Genomic DNA, 15,704 nt, shown 5'->3' with positions numbered 1-15,704 from the left:
ATTTAGGTTCTCTGTTATTTACGCACTGCAATTTAAAACGATCACTCAGGTTCAATCACCAAATTCAAAAACCTCATGGTTTCAGTGCAATCGTCCTGCCGGATCAAATAGTCGAACTGAAGAAAGTCGATCGGAAGCAGCTCTAGCCAACGCTGACTAACCCACGACGCATCATCAAAAAAGCATTGTGTGTAAAGTTGACCAATTTGTGGAAACTGAGCATATACACGCTGTAATTGTAGACTGATATAGCGTTGGTCATTGGGTATTGCGTGCACATCCCAACTAGGGAGCCAATTCACATGCGCAAACCGCAAGCCATCGGTTTCTATTCTGAGGCGTTTAATATCAAAGCGCCGAATCCCGACAACAGTAATCCCAAGCAAACCATCGTCCATTAACTCAAAATCCACTATTTTGACCAACGTCCCCCACTGAGACACCTGACCTTTTACATTGTTTGAGTTTTGTTCAAGTAAGCAAATACCAAAGGTTCCATCTCCTCTACTCGCATCTGTCACCAATCGCTTATACCTCGGCTCAAATATTCTAAGCCGCATCATTCCTTCCGGTAATACGACAGTTCCAAGTGGAAAAAGCATTATTTCAGACATGAGGTTCCCTAGATTTGCTACTCAGAACTCTTTACGAGCAGACTCTCCCCATCGATCAGTTACGCTTTATGTTGGTTATATGATCGGTGTTAAATTGAGCAGAATCGTTTGCGTAATCGATACCCAATACACAATTACTGCAATTTAATAACATCAATTTACAGAACGTCATTTATAACAACAAAATCAGATCTCGATCACACTCTATTTACCATTTATCAGCTTTTGTCACTTTTATTTGCGACAAATATCAATATTATTGCCAAAAAAAAGCAGTAGCAACAACAGTTGTGCAACACAATTATAAACATCAAATTTCACAAAAAGAGAGTTCACCTATGCGTAAATCAATTTTAGCTCTTGGCGCAATAGCAGCAGTGTCGGCAGTACCAGCCCAAGCGGAATACCTATTTGGTTTTGGTAGTGTCTATCTAGATTACCAAAAGTGGGGACAGGGTCTCGGTAACGATGATTCTAACTTCGGTCAAACTATCTCTGATCGTGACCAAGCCGTAATCGGTATTGAAGGCGGTGCAGTTTTTGATTGGGGTCAAATTTACGGTTTCTATGATTACGAAGGTGTAGACCGTGCAGGTGATGACCGTGGTGCTTCTCTAAAAGGTACTATCCACTATAACCTGACTGAATCTGGCGTGAGTCTTTATGCGCAAGTATACAACACAGACAAAGATAAAAACCCAGTACTGCATGAGCAAAACCGTGTAGTTGGTCTTGGTTACACTGGTCTTAAAGGCGACGGTTGGGGCTTCACTCCGTTTATTGGTTTCCATCAAGTCAATACCGAAGGTGGTATCAGTGGTAGCAACGGCGGTATGTTCGGCTACGTAGGTTACTACAATACTGACATCGCAGGTCAAAACTTCACCTTCTCAACTTGGAATGAGCTAGAGTTTGCACGTAATGATGACTATGCAGACGTACAAAGCACTGAATTTGCATCAGGTGTTGACTCTGAAAGCTGGGGTCTAAACGGTAGCCTTAACGCAATGTGGAACGTGACTGATAATATCTCTACAGGTGTCCTTTACCGCTATACAGTGAACAAGCTTGCACGTAGAGATTACCAAGACATCATCATCTACCGCGTCCAATACAACTTCTAATTGAGGTTGTGTACCTAAGTAAAAATAGGTATATCGCGTAAAAGGCACCGTTTGGTGCCTTTTTTATTTGCTTTCCACTGCCATCACATTATCCTCTGGGCAACGTTGTTAGTTGGTTTAACCCTATGAATATTGCGATTGTTGGTCCAGGTGCGATAGGTTCACTCTGGGCAAGTTACTTAACTGAAGCTGGGCATCAAGTTAACCTTTGGAGTCGTCAGCCGGCTGCCAAATTAACGATCCAGCGCGATCAATACGCCCAACAGAGCTTATTAAACAATAATACTCAAGCGCTGCAGCAGTCAGACGTTATTCTTGTCACTCTAAAAGCACCAAGCGTACTAACGGTTTTATCTGCCATCGCTAAGCACATTGATCAAGATTCGATCATTGTATTAATGCACAATGGAATGGGAACGGCTGAAGGCGTGAATGCTCTGCTTCCTAACAATCCACTGTTGTTAGCCACAACTACCCACGGCGCTTATCGACCAAGTATGACCCAAGTATTGCACACAGGTTATGGACAAACATTATTGGGAGCAGCAAACTCACAAGGAGAGTTATGCCAATTTCTGGTTGATGTATTTAACCATGCTTTATCCGATGTAACGTGGCATAGCAATATAAACCAAGCGTTGTGGACTAAGCTTGCTATCAACTGTGCGATCAATCCACTGACAGCAATCCACCAAGTAACAAATGGGGAGTTGGTTCAGCCACACTACCAACAGCAACTGCAAAACATCGTCAACGAAGTAAGTCTTGTGATGAACGCAGAAGGGTTCGAGATTGATGTGAATCACTTGCTCCAAACAGTGAATAATGTCATTCATGCCACCAGTAATAATTATTCATCAATGGAGCAAGATATTGCCCATCAACGCCGAAGCGAGATAGACTTTATAACAGGGTATCTGCTAGAAAGTGCATCACGACACAATATTGATGCCCCCTATAATCAAGCGCTTTATCAAGCCGTCAAAAAAATCGAACAAAGCTGGTAACTTATGCAAAAGAGAGTACTTGTTCCTATTGCCTCTGGCACGGAAGAAATGGAAGCGATCACCATTATCGACATCATGGTTCGCGCCGGTTATGAAGTGGTCGTTGCGAGCGCTGACTTTTCCGGGCAGCTAACCATGAAAGCCTCGCGTGGCGTCACACTCACGGCAGATTGTCGCTTGGTCGATGTTGCAGATGATGAATTTGATGCGGTTATATTATCGGGAGGTGTTGGTGGCTGTGAAGTATTTCGTGATAGCCCAGTATTAGTTGAGATTGTTCGTCAGCAAATGTACGAAGGTAAACTTGTAGCCGCTATTTGTGCTGCCCCCGCTTTGGTACTCGCCCATCATAAGCTTTACCCAGATGCACTAATGACTTGCCACCCTAGCTTTGAAAACCACATAGCGAAAAAGAACTGGCGAGTGAAACGTGTAACCTACGATGTAACCAGCAACCTACTGACTAGCCAAGGGCCTGGTACCGCACTGGAGTTTGCTATGGAAATCATTATTCATCTATCAGGAAAAGCTCACGCTTGGTCTGTCGCAGAACCGATGGTGACAATACCAACCTTACATTACCATGAGATAGGTGAAGCATAATGCTCGATATTACCGCTATTCGCAGCCAATTCCCCGCGTTGAATCAACAGGTAAACGATCAGTCATTGGTTTATCTAGACAGCGCAGCAACAACTCAAAAGCCACAAACGGTTATAGATGCGATTAGCCAGTACTACAGCAGTCAAAATGCCAATGTTCACCGAGGAAGCCATAGCCTCACAGCGCAAGCCACCAGCCAATTTGAATCCGCGCGCAGTTGTGTGACTCATTTTATCAATGCAGCCAGTGAAAAAGAGATCATCTGGACTCGCGGCGCCACCGAGGCGCTGAACTTGATAGCGCAAACCTATGCACGCAACACTCTTCAAGTGGGTGATGAAATACTCGTTGGGGAGATGGAGCATCACGCCAATATTGTGCCGTGGCAAATTGTCGCTCAGCAAACTGGCGCAAAAGTGGTTAAAGCGCCGATGACGCCAGATTGCCAGTTAGATCTAGCGGCGTTCGAACAATGCCTGAATCACAACACTAAAATTGTTGCCCTCGCTCATACCACCAATGTCACGGGGACGCGTCAGCCTATTGAAGCCATGATTGAGCTTGCCCATCAATACGGTGCGGTGGTGGTGATTGACGCGGCACAAGGTATTGTTCATGAACAGATTAATGTGCAATCTCTGAATGCTGATTTTTTAGTTTTCTCTGGGCATAAAATATTTGCTCCCGCAGGTATTGGCGTGTTGTACGGTAAGTTAGCCTTACTCGAAGCGATGCCGCCATGGCACGGTGGTGGGAAAATGGTTGAGAAAGTCTCATTTTCCGGCACCACTTATAGCCAACTTCCGGGAAAATTTGAGGCTGGAACACCGAACGTTGCTGGAGCCATCGCACTAGCAAAAGCGATTGAGTGGTACTCACAATTTGAACGTGAGCAAGTAGAAAAACACATTCACCATTTGGTTGAACAAACCTATCTCGCGCTTTGCCAGCATGATGATGTAACGGTCATTGGCTATCAGCCGAATGCTTCTGTTATTTCCTTCACCGTTGATGGTGTCCACCACCAAGATGTAGCGACATTGCTTGATCAGCAAGGGGTCGCGGTTCGTTCAGGGCACCATTGTGCGCACCCATTGATGGATGCTCTTGGCATTACGGGCACCATTCGCCTCTCTTTTGCCCTCTACAACGATCAGCATGATGTTGACCGTTTACTTGCCTCCATCGATAAGAGCCTCGACATGCTCTAAGCGGAAGAAACAAAAAGAGCCTCAAAATGAGGCTCTTTTTCTTGATAAGCATGTCGATAATTATCGAGGGCAAATCTCTGACTCAGGGAAGAAGAAAGCAATTTCTCGTTCTGCTGATGCTGGGCTATCAGAACCATGTACTGAGTTGTAACGCATGCTAAGCGCGTAATCCGCACGAATCGTACCGCAAGCGGCTTGTTCCGGATTCGTCTTACCCATTAGTTCACGATAACGAGTGATTGCATCTTCGCCTTCTAGCACTTGAACCATGATAGGTCCTGAAGTCATAAACTCCTTTAGTGCAGGGAAGAACTCTTTGCCTTCATGCTCAGCATAGAAGCCACTCGCTTGTTCTTCGGTAAGATGAACCATTTTTGCAGCGACAATGCTTAAGCCTGCTTTCTCAATACGATTATAAATTTCACCAATAAGGTTACGTTTAACCGCATCGGGCTTAACAATAGAAAATGTTCTTTCTAGAGCCATAAGGTTTCCTTCTACTTCTCTTTTTTAGTTATCAAATTGCAGTCTAACTGCTGCTCAGTTTGTTCGTTTGTTTATTGCGTTAAAATGCGAGCTAGGGTACGCACACCCATTCCTGTCGCACCGGCAGACAGTTTTTCGCTTGGTGCTTTACGATAGGTACCAGCACAATCTAAATGCAGCCAACCTTTCTTATAGTCATCAACAAAGAATGATAAGAATGCAGCGGCAGTGCTTGCACCAGGACTGAAATCACCACTGCTGATGTTGGACAGATCAGCAAAGTTTGAAGGCAACATTCCGCGATGGAAATCTGCCAATGGCAAAGGCCATAGACCTTCTTTTTCTTCACGCGCAGAGGTCAAAGCTTGATGTGATAATTCATCATCAAAACTCAATAGCGCATGGTAATCGTTACCGAGAGCGTATTTAGCCGCGCCAGTTAGCGTTGCACAATCAATGATGAGTTCAGGCTTTTGCTCACTCGCATAAAGAAGGCCGTCAGCAAGTACAAGGCGCCCTTCCGCGTCGGTATTCATAATCTCAACAGTCTTACCATTTTTATAGGTAATAATATCGCCCAGTTTGAGTGCACGACCTGAAATCATATTCTCTGCACAACAAAGAATCAGCTTCACGCGTTTATTCAAACCACGCATAATCGCCAAACCTAAACCACCAGTGATAGTTGCGGCGCCACCCATGTCAGCTTTCATTGCCGTCATAAAATCTGAAGGCTTAATGCTATAGCCACCAGAATCAAAAGTAATACCCTTGCCGACTAAACACGCATAGACAGGTGCGTTTTCATCACCCGTAGGGTTAAAGTCAAGTTGAAGCATAGCGGATGTACGCTCAGAACCACGACCCACAGCATAAATGCCAGCCCAACCTTCGGTAATAAGATCTTTATCTTTGACAATACGAGCCTTAATCGTGCCTTCCGGCGCGACTGAACGAATAAACTCAGCAGCCATAGTAGCCAGTTGACGAGGTGCAACTTCTTCTGCTGATTTGTTGATTATTTCGCAGGTAAAATCCGTCGCTTTGATACGCGCTTCAAGCTCAGCCTGATCGGCATCACTAAGTGGTGACCAGCTAAATTCCGTGCTGTTTTTCGGCTCACGGAATCCTTGATGAAATGCCCACACACTTTCCAGATCCCAACCTTCTCCGGCTAACAATACATTCTTAATGCCTTGCGTAACGAATCTACGTGCGGTTCTTTGAATAGCACCAAGATCATGCCCTTCACCTTGGTGGATGTGTGCGCCCTGCTCTGAAAACGAGACAATCGCTTTTTCACCCCATACAGGTGCAGCTTCAACTTTGGTTAAGAATACCGACATCTTAGTAGACATGATTTCTCCTTGTCTTAATCATTAGCATTACCTGCCATCTACGCTGTGATGTTAGCATTTTGTCAGGTAAAAATGTCAATGGGATAAAAAAACGGGCCAAACGGCCCGCTAATTTTGATAAAAAATGTTAACTATACGATGTTTTCTAGCAGTTAATCCGCTTCGTCCATCCAGCAAAGAATGACGGCTTCTAGAATTTTTTCATTGGAATGATTTGGCTCATCGTCAAAATCTTCAAGTTCAAGAATCCATTGATGCAAATCGGTAAAACGAACTGTTTTTGGATCCATGTCAGGAAATTTATCACAAAGCTCAATCGCGATATCACGCGAGTCGGTCCATTTCATTGCTCTCTTCCTTTAACAATCTATCGTTAGTTTTATTCAAAATCGCTGCATTTACCACCAAGCGGTCACTGGAATACTGTTACCCAGCGGTAGATGCCACAATTAAGATGACATTAATGATCTTCTGATGCATGGTTTAGCGTATATTTCGGGATCTCTACAACAAGATCCTCATTCGCGACACATGCTTGGCAACCTAAACGTGACTCTGGCTCTAATCCCCATGCTTTATCAAGCATGTCATCTTCTAGTTCATCACTCTCATTTAGTGAGTCAAAACCTTCGCGAACAATCACGTGACAAGTGGTACACGCACAAGATTTCTCACACGCGTGTTCAATACCAATGCCATTTTTTAGCGCGACATCAAGTACAGTTTCACCTGGTTGAGCTTCTAGTACAGCACCTTCAGGGCATAGGTCTTCATGAGGTAATACGATAATTTTAGGCATAACTTCTACTCTTAAATATCGTCGACAGATTGGCCTGACAATGCAGCTCGAATCGACTTATCCATACGACGTGATGCAAACTCTTGGCTTGCTTTATCCGTCTGTTTAATTCCTGACTCAATTGCATCAGCATCATCGCCGTTACGCAATCCAATCAAGGTTTCAATTGCTTTTAGAAGGGCTTGATTCTCTTGCTCTGACAACAGTTCATCACCGTCCATCTGCATGGCAGCAATCAAACCTTCAATCACTCGGTCTGCTTCTACGCGTTGCTCAGCTAACGCTCGGGCTTGCATATCTTCTTTAGCAAAAGTCATTGAATCGCGCAGCATGTTCGCCACTTCATCATCACTCAAACCATAAGATGGTTTCACCTGAATTTCCGATTGAACACCTGTGCTCTTTTCCATCGCTGTTACAGACAGTAATCCATCAGCGTCAACTTGGTATGTCACACGAATATGCGCAGCACCAGCGGCCATTGGTGGTATGCCTTTCAGTGAAAAGCGCGCCAATGAACGGCAATCATCAACCATTTCACGTTCACCTTGCACAATGTGCACACTCATCGCCGTTTGACCATCTTTGAAGGTGGTAAACTCTTGCGCTCGAGCAACTGGAATAGTGGTGTTGCGTGGAATGATTTTTTCAATCAGACCACCCATGGTTTCAATACCTAATGACAGTGGAATAACATCCAACAACAGCATTTCTGAATCGGGTTTATTACCAACAAGAATGTCCGCTTGAATGCCCGCGCCAATCGCGACTACTTCATCTGGGTTAATGCTAGTTAATGGCGTTCGTTGGAAGAACTCACCGACCATTTCACGAACCAATAGAGTACGGGTTGAACCGCCGACCATCACCACTTCGTGAACTTCATCAATCTCAACATCGGCGTCTTTTAGTGCTCTACGGCAAGACATCAGTGTCTTTTTCACCAAAGGTGCGATTAATTGTTCAAACTCTTCACGAGTCACACTGCCTTGCCAGCCCAATACATCAACATCAACGGTCTCTTGTTGCGAAAACGCTTGTTTGGTTCGCTGTGCTACATTTAGCAAGGTGCGGTTTTGTTCTGCACTTAATGGGGCTTGATGTGCAGTTTTCTCTAGGATGAAGTCTGCAAGAAGGTGGTCAAAATCATCACCGCCAAGTGCAGAGTCACCACCGGTTGCTAATACTTCAAATACGCCTTTAGACAAGCGCAAAATCGAAATATCAAAGGTGCCGCCACCAAGGTCATAAACCGCAATAACACCTTCTTGACCAGAATCTAAGCCATAAGCAATGGCTGCCGCCGTCGGCTCATTAAGCAAACGTAACACATGTAAACCAGCCAGTTTCGCCGCATCTTTCGTACCCGCTCGTTGGGCATCATCAAAATAGGCAGGAACCGTGATCACCACACCAGCAAGCTCACCACCTAAGGTTTGCTCTGCGCGTGCTTTAAGGGCTTCTAAAATATCAGCCGATACTTCGATAGGGTTTTTGTCACCACCACGGGTTTGTAAAATTGGTAGACCATTTTCACTCGCCTTTAGCTGGTAAGGCAATGATGGGTAACGCTGATTGATATCGGCTAATGAACGTCCGATCAGACGTTTTACTGAAATAATGGTATTTGATGGGTCAAGTTCAGCATTCTCAAATGCTTGATAGCCCACTTCTTTTGAATCACTCGTATAGTGAACGACTGAAGGCAGAATACGACGACCTTGGTCATCTTCCAAAGGGGTTACATCGCCACTACGCGCTGAAGCAACCAGTGAGTTGGTTGTGCCTAAATCGATACCAGCAGCAAGTTTGTGTTCATGGGGTGCCGAGCTCTGACCCGGTTCTGCAATTTGAAGTAATGCCATTGTTAATCCTTACTCTTGGGTTAACCGAGTAGTTTGTCTTCCACCAACTCAATTTCATGTTTTAGCTTGGCAATAAACTTAAGCTCACGGACGCGATCAGCCGCTGGCGACCATTGTGCTTGGTTTAAGTTATCTTCTACCAATAGCAAATGCTGTTTGTACATTTTTGACACCTTAGCATCAAACTCAAACAGAGCCGACTCGGGATCGGAATAGCTTGGAATATCTTCAAGTTCTTCACGCAACTCCATCTGTTCCATTAAGAACATTGGATCTTGCAATGTTTGCTGTTCACCTCGAAGTTCAATGCCATTGACGGAAAGCAAATATTCAGCGCGAGAAATTGGGTGCTTAAGCACTTGATAAGCATCATTGATTTGTGCCGCTTTCTGAACCGCCATTAATCGATCGCGCTCAGAATGGGTAGCAAAATTGTCTGGATGGAAGCGCTTTTGTAGTTCACGGAATTGAGAAGAAAGAAGGCTACCATCCAGCTTAAACTGAGTTGGTAGCCCAAATAATTCAAAGTGATTCATTAAAATCTGACCCTTGGTAAAATCTCTCCTGCTTCTGTTCAAGCAGGAGAACAAGAATTAAACGTTGAAGCTTTCACCACAGCCACATTCACTTTTCGCATTCGGGTTGTTGAACTCAAAACCTTCATTCAATCCCTGTTTTACGTAGTCAAGCTCTGTGCCATCTAAATACGCAAGGCTCTTTTGATCGATAATCACGGTCACGCCTTTGTGTTCGAAAACTTCGTCTTCTTCATTTAACTCATCGACAAACTCTAGTACATAAGCCATACCAGAACAGCCTGTCGTTTTAACTCCGAGACGCAAACCGACCCCTTTCCCTCGGTTTTCTAGGAAAGCACCTACGCGGCTTGCTGCTGCATCTGTTAGTGTAATGGCCATACTGCACCTTGAATTGTTTTATACCAATGAAATGGGAGCTCTGCCCCCATTGGACTTAATGTCGATTTTACTGATGTTTTTTCTTGTAGTCAGCAACGGCTGCTTTGATTGCATCTTCCGCTAGGATAGAACAGTGAACTTTAACTGGTGGTAGTTCTAGTTCTTCTGCAATCTCTGAGTTTTTAATTGCTGCCGCTTCGTCGATTGACTTACCTTTAACCCACTCTGTCACAAGTGAACTTGATGCGATAGCACTGCCGCAACCGTAAGTTTTAAATTTCGCGTCTTCGATAATACCTTCAGGCGTTACCTTGATCTGAAGTTTCATCACATCGCCACAAGCTGGCGCACCAACCATGCCGCTACCCACAGATAGATCGTCTTTATCGAAAGAACCAACGTTACGTGGGTTCTCGTAGTGATCAATTACTTTTTCGCTATATGCCATAATTTTTTACCTCGTATCCTCTACATAAACTGGGAAGTTAAGCGATTAGTGGTGTGCCCACTCAACGGTACTTAAATCAATCCCTTCCTTGTACATATCCCATAGAGGAGACATGTCACGTAGCTTAGTAACCGCTACGCGAATTTGTTCAATTGCGTAATCCACTTCTTCTTCTGTCGTAAAACGACCAAATGAGAAGCGAACTGAGCTGTGTGCCAATTCGTCGTTTAGACCAAGTGCACGAAGTACATAAGAAGGCTCTAAACTTGCCGAAGTACATGCACTACCTGATGAAACGGCGAGGTCTTTTAAAGACATCAGTAGTGATTCACCTTCAACAAAAGCAAAACTTACGTTTAGGTTATGTGGCACGCGCTGTTCTAAGTCACCATTGACTGTCACAGCTTCTAGATCTTTCACACCATTTAATAGGCGATTACGAAGCATCTTCGCATGATCATAATCTTTCTGAAGTTCTTCTTTTGCGATACGGAAAGCTTCACCCATACCGACAATTTGATGTGTTGGTAGAGTACCAGAGCGGAAACCACGCTCATGACCACCACCATGCATTTGAGCTTCTAGGCGAATACGCGGTTTACGACGTACGTAAAGCGCGCCAATGCCTTTTGGACCATAAATTTTATGAGCCGATAGTGAAATTAAATCCACTTTAAGCTGCTGTACATCAATTGGTAATTTACCTGCTGATTGCGCTGCATCAACATGGAATATAACTTTGCGCTCACGGCACAGTTCACCGATAGCTGCAATATCTTGAATCACGCCAATTTCATTGTTCACGTGCATGATCGATACAAGAACCGTATCTTCGCGCATAGCAGCTTCAAGCTTGTTAAGATCGATAAGACCATTTGATTCTGGCGCAAGGTATGTCACTTCAAAACCTTCACGCTCAAGCTGACGACATGGATCAAGAACGGCTTTGTGTTCCGTCTTACAAGTAATCACATGCTTGCCTTTCTTAGAATAGAAATTCGCAGCGCCCTTAATTGCAAGGTTATCAGACTCAGTCGCGCCCGAAGTAAATACGATTTCACGTGGGTCTGCATTTAGCAGGTCAGCAATTTGCTCACGAGCATTGTCGACTGCCTCTTCGGCTTGCCAACCGTAACGATGTGAACGAGACGCTGGGTTACCAAACGTACCATCCATTGTCATATACTGAACCATCTTTTCAGCTACTCTAGGATCTACAGGACAAGTTGCTGAATAATCAAGATAAATCGGCAGTTTCATTCTTTACTCCAATGTAACATTGCTGACCGCTTAAGAGCGGACATTTAATTCCAAGGCGGCACCGAGAGCAGTGCGATTCGCTAGGCCATGGTTCACCGCAAGATCTATGTCTTGTCGATCTGAAATCTCTATAACTTCATTATCCTTCATCAACTCACCAAGAGTGATGTTGTTCAGGAAGTCACTAATACGCGAGCTAAGATCACGCCACAATGTGTGGGTTAAGCAACGAGTTCCACCTTGGCAATCACCTTTGCCATTGCATTTAGTCGCATCAACAGACTCATCAACTGCAGCAATAACAGTGCCAATAGCGATTGTATAAGCATCGGCACCTAAGCGATAACCACCACCAGGGCCGCGAACACTGGCAACCAATCCCGCTTTACGCAACTTGGAAAACAATTGTTCCAAGTAAGAAAGCGAAATGCCTTGTCGCTCTGAGATGTCTGCTAGCGGAACAGGACTTTGCTGTGAATGTAAAGCCACATCTAGCATAGCCGTAACTGCGTATCTTCCCTTAGATGTAAGTCTCATATAACACCATATCCACATTGTTCGTATGGTATGAAGTTTTTCATACCCGACTAAAATGGTCAAGTATTTATTTGAGTAAAACAGTCAGGTATTTAACCCTAGGCTTTGTGTAGGTTAACGACTGCCCATTTTTTTCTCAACCGCGGTTAAAACACCACGTAGCGTATTAAGCTCTTGTTGTTCAGGTCGAGCGCGATTGAATAAACGTCTCAGCTTACTCATCACTTTATTTGGTTGGTCTGCAGAAATGAATTGGGTATCAATCATGACTTTTTCAAGGTGTTCGAAAAACATTTCTAGTTCTTCGTGACGTGGATATTCACCTTCAGCTTGCGGTACAAAATTTTGTTTTTGTTGCTCAAGAAAAGCGACTCGAATTTCGTAGGCAATAGTCTGTACTGCCATTGCCAGATTCAATGAGCTGTATTCTGGGTTGGCTGGAATGCATACATGATAATGGCAAAGTTGTAACTCGTCATTTGTTAGACCAGTACGCTCGCGTCCAAAGACAATCGCCACTTGGCTTTGTTGCCCTTCCGCCGCGCATTTTTCGCCACACTCTCTTGGCTCAAGCATTGGCCACTCTAGAGTACGAGAACGAGCGCTAGAGCCAACAACTAAAGCACAATCTTTTACAGCATCTTCTAATGTTTCAACAACTGTTGCGTTAAGTGCTATATCACTCGCACCCGCAGCTAAAGCAATGGCTTGACCATCAACCTCACACCCTGGTGCGACTAACACCATATTGTTTAATCCCATCACTTTCATGGCTCGCGCTGCTGAACCAATGTTTCCAGAATGAGATGTACCAACAAGAACAACTTTGACGTTGTTGAGCATGAGCAATTACCTAAACGAAATAAAGTGGCGAGATATTATCACAACGTAGAAAAAAATGGTTAAAGTGATTCATATATGCTTGTCAATAGTGCAACAATTAACCACTTCCATTTGTGATTTATTCTGTTATACTTCGCGGCGTTTTTCTGTTCTTTAACATCCGTTGGGAAATCCTCTATGCATCCTATGCTTAATATCGCTATTCGTGCGGCACGAAAAGCTGGCAATCACATTGCTAAATCACTTGAAAATGTTGAGAAGATCGAATCTACTCAAAAAGGCACGAACGACTTTGTTACTAACGTAGACAAAGAAGCAGAAGCACTTATCATTGATACAATCAAAGCGTCTTACCCAGACCACTGTATCATTGCTGAAGAAAACGGCGTTATCGAAGGCAAAGATAAAGAAGTGCAATGGATTATCGACCCACTGGATGGCACCACTAACTTCGTTAAAGGTCTACCACACTTCTCTGTTTCTATCGCGGTTCGCTTTAGAGGCAAGACTGAAGTAGCTTGTGTATACGACCCAATGCAAAATGAGCTATTCACAGCACAACGTGGTGGTGGCGCTCAACTAAATAACGCACGTATCCGCGTTAAACAACTAAAAGATATGCAAGGTACTGTTCTAGCAACAGGTTTCCCATACAAGCAAAAACAGCATTCAGAATCTTACTTCAAGATCCTTTCTGCTCTATTTGTTGATTGTGCCGATTTCCGCCGCACTGGTTCTGCCGCTCTTGACTTATGTTATGTAGCTGCTGGTCGTGTTGATGGTTTCTTCGAGCTTGGTCTAAAACCTTGGGATATCGCTGCGGGTGAACTTATTGCTCGTGAAGCTGGTGCAATCGTAACAGACTTTGCTGGCGGCACTGAGTACATGAAGTCAGGTAACGTTGTTGCTTCAAGTGCACGCGGCGTAAAAGGCATTCTTAAGCACATCCGTGAAAACGGCAATGCTGCAATGCTTAAATAATAGCTACCGTCACAGCTGATTATTCAAAAGCCCCGCTCACCGAGCGGGGCTTTTTTATATTAGCTAATTCTCGTAAATCTAAAGGTTTGTAACTTCTGCTCCTTCCCTTCTACATAAGCATAACTGTCAAGCAGCCAAACCTGATTTCCTATAAAGATTAATTCCAAGCGAACATCGGACGTTGGTATATCGGCATAAATAACATCACTCACACTGGTTGGGTAGAAAGAGACTCTGTTGTTATTCTCTCCAGACTCACCAATAAAACCCATTGATATGCCTTTTGCTTGGTTATCGACTTGCATTTGATAGCCAACCCCCTCGCCATAACTAAATGTAGTATTAAGCTTTAGTCCTTGCTCATTCGTAATCTTAATATCGGCACTAGAAAGTGATGCAAGTGTTCCCTTTGCAGTGATTTCACTGTGGTCGATCGTCACAATATGACTCTGAATACTGACATTCCATTCACCAACGAAGTTTTCTAGTTCTTGCCAACTTCCGCTCTTCTCAGCAACAGGATCGCTACCGATACTCGCCAAAGCATCATTGCGACTATCATGGCGAATATTTCCTCGGTTATTCTGTAAATCCTGAGTTGCACCAGCCACCCCACCGGCAACACCTCCAGCAATGGCGCCCTTTACCACCAAATCAGATTCTCCGGTTAAGGCACCCATCGTTAATCCCAACAAAGCTCCACCTACGGCTCCCTGCTTAGTCGCCGCATTAGGATCGTCATCTCCCGGGGTAACACAGCCTGCGAGCAAGGGAACCGATATAAGTGATGATAGAACCAGCTTTGTATTGAATTTCATAGAGGACCTCACATTTCAAATTACCTGTATGATAATTAATCGCTGTCAGGAGAACTTCAGCCAATGTCAGAGGCTTTTCAGAGTGGAATATAGAAATGTTTCGAAGTGTTAAGCGATGAAAAAACAGACTGAATCTCCAGGGTTTGAACTCCCACACGCGCTATTGTGTATCAGCGGAATCCGCTGCTCTATCAACTTAGGCAGCAACCATAAAGTCCAGACGTAAAAAAGCCCCAGTCTTTCAACTGAGGCTTAGTAGATGGCAGGGGTGGAGAGATTCAAACCCCCACACGCGCTATTGTGCATCGGCGGAACCCGCGGCTCTATCAATTTAGGTAGAACCATAAAGTCCAGATGTAAAAAAGCCCCAGTCTTTCGACTGAGGCTAGTAGATGGCAGGGGTGGAGAGATTCAAACCCCCACACGCGCTATTGTGCATCGGCGGAATCCGCTGCTCTATCAATTTAGGTAGAACCATAAAGTCCAGATGTAAAAAAGCCCCAGCATTTCTGCTGAGGCTTAGTAGATGGCAGGGGTGGAGAGATTCAAACCCCCACACGCGCTATTGTGCATCGGCGGAATCCGCTGCTCTATCAATTTAGGTAGAACCAAAAAGTCCAGATGTAAAAAAGCCCCAGCATTTCTGCTGAGGCCTGGTAGATGGCAGGGGTGGAGAGATTCGAACTCCCAACACGCGGATTTGGAATCCGCTGCTCTGCCAATTGGAGCTACACCCCTGTAGTTGTTTTAAAGACTTAACTTTGTCTGAATAAGTGGCGGAGTGGACGGGACTCGAACCCGCGACCCCCGGCGTGACAGGCCGGTATTCTAAC

Annotated in this window: 18 protein-coding genes and 1 tRNA gene; 5 read left to right on the top strand and 14 right to left on the bottom strand. The window is 44.5% G+C overall.

The window, feature by feature from the left end; all coding sequences use genetic code 11:
* Positions 1 to 41: 41 nt before the first annotated feature.
* On the bottom strand, positions 42 to 614 hold the full coding sequence (locus tag H2O73_RS13180) for an LON peptidase substrate-binding domain-containing protein (protein WP_182109329.1): 573 nt from the start codon (positions 612 to 614) through the stop codon (positions 42 to 44).
* 338 nt (positions 615 to 952) lie between these two features.
* Here H2O73_RS13180 and H2O73_RS13175 point away from each other — a divergent pair, with 338 nt between their 5' ends.
* The 4 genes from H2O73_RS13175 to csdA all read left to right on the top strand — a co-directional run bounded on the left by H2O73_RS13175 (position 953) and on the right by csdA (position 4,559).
* Positions 953 to 1,738 (top strand): outer membrane protein OmpK, encoded by a 786-nt coding sequence (locus tag H2O73_RS13175; protein WP_182109328.1) that lies wholly within the window; start codon positions 953 to 955, stop codon positions 1,736 to 1,738.
* 125 nt (positions 1,739 to 1,863) lie between these two features.
* Entirely contained in the window at positions 1,864 to 2,745 is an 882-nt protein-coding gene (panE, locus tag H2O73_RS13170) for a 2-dehydropantoate 2-reductase (protein WP_182109327.1), read from the top strand.
* A gap of 3 nt (positions 2,746 to 2,748) precedes the next feature.
* Positions 2,749 to 3,348, top strand: a complete 600-nt coding sequence (locus H2O73_RS13165) for a DJ-1 family glyoxalase III (RefSeq protein ID WP_182109326.1) — start codon at positions 2,749 to 2,751, stop codon at positions 3,346 to 3,348.
* Entirely contained in the window at positions 3,348 to 4,559 is a 1,212-nt protein-coding gene (csdA, locus tag H2O73_RS13160; protein WP_182109325.1) for a cysteine desulfurase CsdA, read from the top strand. The genes H2O73_RS13165 and csdA overlap by 1 nt, the downstream gene beginning before the upstream one ends.
* A gap of 60 nt (positions 4,560 to 4,619) precedes the next feature.
* On the opposite strand, the gene ndk is transcribed toward csdA, so the two are convergent.
* The 11 genes from ndk to trmJ form a co-directional block, all read right to left on the bottom strand.
* Positions 4,620 to 5,045, bottom strand: coding sequence for a nucleoside-diphosphate kinase (ndk, locus tag H2O73_RS13155; RefSeq protein ID WP_182109324.1), 426 nt, complete (start codon positions 5,043 to 5,045; stop codon positions 4,620 to 4,622).
* Between the two features lie 71 nt (positions 5,046 to 5,116).
* On the bottom strand, positions 5,117 to 6,403 hold the full coding sequence (gene pepB / locus H2O73_RS13150) for an aminopeptidase PepB (RefSeq protein WP_182109323.1): 1,287 nt from the start codon (positions 6,401 to 6,403) through the stop codon (positions 5,117 to 5,119).
* 152 nt (positions 6,404 to 6,555) lie between these two features.
* Positions 6,556 to 6,750: a Fe-S cluster assembly protein IscX gene (gene iscX / locus H2O73_RS13145; RefSeq protein WP_162045693.1), complete on the bottom strand. Its 195-nt coding sequence runs from the start codon at positions 6,748 to 6,750 to the stop codon at positions 6,556 to 6,558.
* Between the two features lie 113 nt (positions 6,751 to 6,863).
* Complete coding sequence (gene fdx, locus H2O73_RS13140) at positions 6,864 to 7,202, bottom strand: ISC system 2Fe-2S type ferredoxin (protein WP_182109322.1); 339 nt, start codon at positions 7,200 to 7,202, stop codon at positions 6,864 to 6,866.
* An 11-nt stretch (positions 7,203 to 7,213) separates the two neighbouring features.
* A complete protein-coding gene (hscA, locus tag H2O73_RS13135) occupies positions 7,214 to 9,067 on the bottom strand; it encodes a Fe-S protein assembly chaperone HscA (protein ID WP_182109321.1) in 1,854 nt (617 codons plus the stop codon).
* A 20-nt stretch (positions 9,068 to 9,087) separates the two neighbouring features.
* Positions 9,088 to 9,603 (bottom strand): co-chaperone HscB, encoded by a 516-nt coding sequence (gene hscB, locus H2O73_RS13130; protein ID WP_182109320.1) that lies wholly within the window; start codon positions 9,601 to 9,603, stop codon positions 9,088 to 9,090.
* 57 nt (positions 9,604 to 9,660) lie between these two features.
* A complete protein-coding gene (iscA, locus tag H2O73_RS13125; protein WP_182109319.1) occupies positions 9,661 to 9,984 on the bottom strand; it encodes an iron-sulfur cluster assembly protein IscA in 324 nt (107 codons plus the stop codon).
* A gap of 67 nt (positions 9,985 to 10,051) precedes the next feature.
* A complete protein-coding gene (gene iscU, locus H2O73_RS13120) occupies positions 10,052 to 10,432 on the bottom strand; it encodes a Fe-S cluster assembly scaffold IscU (protein WP_182109318.1) in 381 nt (126 codons plus the stop codon).
* Positions 10,433 to 10,477: 45 nt separating this feature from the next.
* Positions 10,478 to 11,692 carry an IscS subfamily cysteine desulfurase gene (locus H2O73_RS13115; protein WP_182109317.1) on the bottom strand — a complete coding sequence of 405 codons (1,215 nt, stop codon included), beginning with the start codon at positions 11,690 to 11,692 and terminating at the stop codon, positions 10,478 to 10,480.
* Positions 11,693 to 11,722: 30 nt separating this feature from the next.
* The gene (iscR, locus tag H2O73_RS13110; RefSeq protein ID WP_182109316.1) at positions 11,723 to 12,229 is read right to left on the bottom strand and encodes a Fe-S cluster assembly transcriptional regulator IscR; all 507 of its coding nucleotides are present in this window, start codon (positions 12,227 to 12,229) and stop codon (positions 11,723 to 11,725) included.
* 114 nt (positions 12,230 to 12,343) lie between these two features.
* Positions 12,344 to 13,072 carry a tRNA (cytosine(32)/uridine(32)-2'-O)-methyltransferase TrmJ gene (trmJ, locus tag H2O73_RS13105; RefSeq protein WP_182109315.1) on the bottom strand — a complete coding sequence of 243 codons (729 nt, stop codon included), beginning with the start codon at positions 13,070 to 13,072 and terminating at the stop codon, positions 12,344 to 12,346.
* Between the two features lie 177 nt (positions 13,073 to 13,249).
* Between trmJ and suhB the strand changes: the two genes are divergently transcribed.
* Positions 13,250 to 14,053 carry an inositol-1-monophosphatase gene (gene suhB / locus H2O73_RS13100; protein WP_182109314.1) on the top strand — a complete coding sequence of 268 codons (804 nt, stop codon included), beginning with the start codon at positions 13,250 to 13,252 and terminating at the stop codon, positions 14,051 to 14,053.
* Positions 14,054 to 14,112: 59 nt separating this feature from the next.
* Here the strand turns inward: suhB and H2O73_RS13095 are convergent, their stop codons facing one another.
* Both H2O73_RS13095 and H2O73_RS13090 read right to left on the bottom strand, forming a co-directional pair.
* A complete protein-coding gene (locus H2O73_RS13095) occupies positions 14,113 to 14,871 on the bottom strand; it encodes a YMGG-like glycine zipper-containing protein (RefSeq protein WP_182109313.1) in 759 nt (252 codons plus the stop codon).
* A gap of 661 nt (positions 14,872 to 15,532) precedes the next feature.
* Positions 15,533 to 15,609, bottom strand: a tRNA-Trp gene (locus tag H2O73_RS13090).
* Positions 15,610 to 15,704 lie beyond the last annotated feature (95 nt).

This window comes from Vibrio marinisediminis, assembly GCF_014050145.1.
Classification (GTDB): Bacteria; Pseudomonadota; Gammaproteobacteria; order Enterobacterales; family Vibrionaceae; genus Vibrio; species Vibrio marinisediminis.
Note: the sequence above shows the minus strand (reverse complement) of the source record. Positions and strands in the feature narration are given on the sequence as shown.

Excerpts from the sequence above, each read along its gene's own strand:
- H2O73_RS13165 (WP_182109326.1), top strand. The coding sequence starts at position 2,749 with ATGCAAAAGAGAGTACTTGTTCCTATTGCCTCTGGCACGGAAGAAATG.
- iscX (WP_162045693.1), bottom strand. The coding sequence starts at position 6,750 with ATGAAATGGACCGACTCGCGTGATATCGCGATTGAGCTTTGTGATAAA.
- iscR (WP_182109316.1), bottom strand. The coding sequence starts at position 12,229 with ATGAGACTTACATCTAAGGGAAGATACGCAGTTACGGCTATGCTAGAT.
- iscA (WP_182109319.1), bottom strand. The coding sequence starts at position 9,984 with ATGGCCATTACACTAACAGATGCAGCAGCAAGCCGCGTAGGTGCTTTC.
- panE (WP_182109327.1), top strand. The coding sequence starts at position 1,864 with ATGAATATTGCGATTGTTGGTCCAGGTGCGATAGGTTCACTCTGGGCA.
- suhB (WP_182109314.1), top strand. The coding sequence starts at position 13,250 with ATGCATCCTATGCTTAATATCGCTATTCGTGCGGCACGAAAAGCTGGC.
- hscA (WP_182109321.1), bottom strand. The coding sequence starts at position 9,067 with ATGGCATTACTTCAAATTGCAGAACCGGGTCAGAGCTCGGCACCCCAT.
- pepB (WP_182109323.1), bottom strand. The coding sequence starts at position 6,403 with ATGTCTACTAAGATGTCGGTATTCTTAACCAAAGTTGAAGCTGCACCT.
- ndk (WP_182109324.1), bottom strand. The coding sequence starts at position 5,045 with ATGGCTCTAGAAAGAACATTTTCTATTGTTAAGCCCGATGCGGTTAAA.
- hscB (WP_182109320.1), bottom strand. The coding sequence starts at position 9,603 with ATGAATCACTTTGAATTATTTGGGCTACCAACTCAGTTTAAGCTGGAT.
- trmJ (WP_182109315.1), bottom strand. The coding sequence starts at position 13,072 with ATGCTCAACAACGTCAAAGTTGTTCTTGTTGGTACATCTCATTCTGGA.
- H2O73_RS13115 (WP_182109317.1), bottom strand. The coding sequence starts at position 11,692 with ATGAAACTGCCGATTTATCTTGATTATTCAGCAACTTGTCCTGTAGAT.
- csdA (WP_182109325.1), top strand. The coding sequence starts at position 3,348 with ATGCTCGATATTACCGCTATTCGCAGCCAATTCCCCGCGTTGAATCAA.
- fdx (WP_182109322.1), bottom strand. The coding sequence starts at position 7,202 with ATGCCTAAAATTATCGTATTACCTCATGAAGACCTATGCCCTGAAGGT.
- H2O73_RS13180 (WP_182109329.1), bottom strand. The coding sequence starts at position 614 with ATGTCTGAAATAATGCTTTTTCCACTTGGAACTGTCGTATTACCGGAA.
- H2O73_RS13095 (WP_182109313.1), bottom strand. The coding sequence starts at position 14,871 with ATGAAATTCAATACAAAGCTGGTTCTATCATCACTTATATCGGTTCCC.
- iscU (WP_182109318.1), bottom strand. The coding sequence starts at position 10,432 with ATGGCATATAGCGAAAAAGTAATTGATCACTACGAGAACCCACGTAAC.
- H2O73_RS13175 (WP_182109328.1), top strand. The coding sequence starts at position 953 with ATGCGTAAATCAATTTTAGCTCTTGGCGCAATAGCAGCAGTGTCGGCA.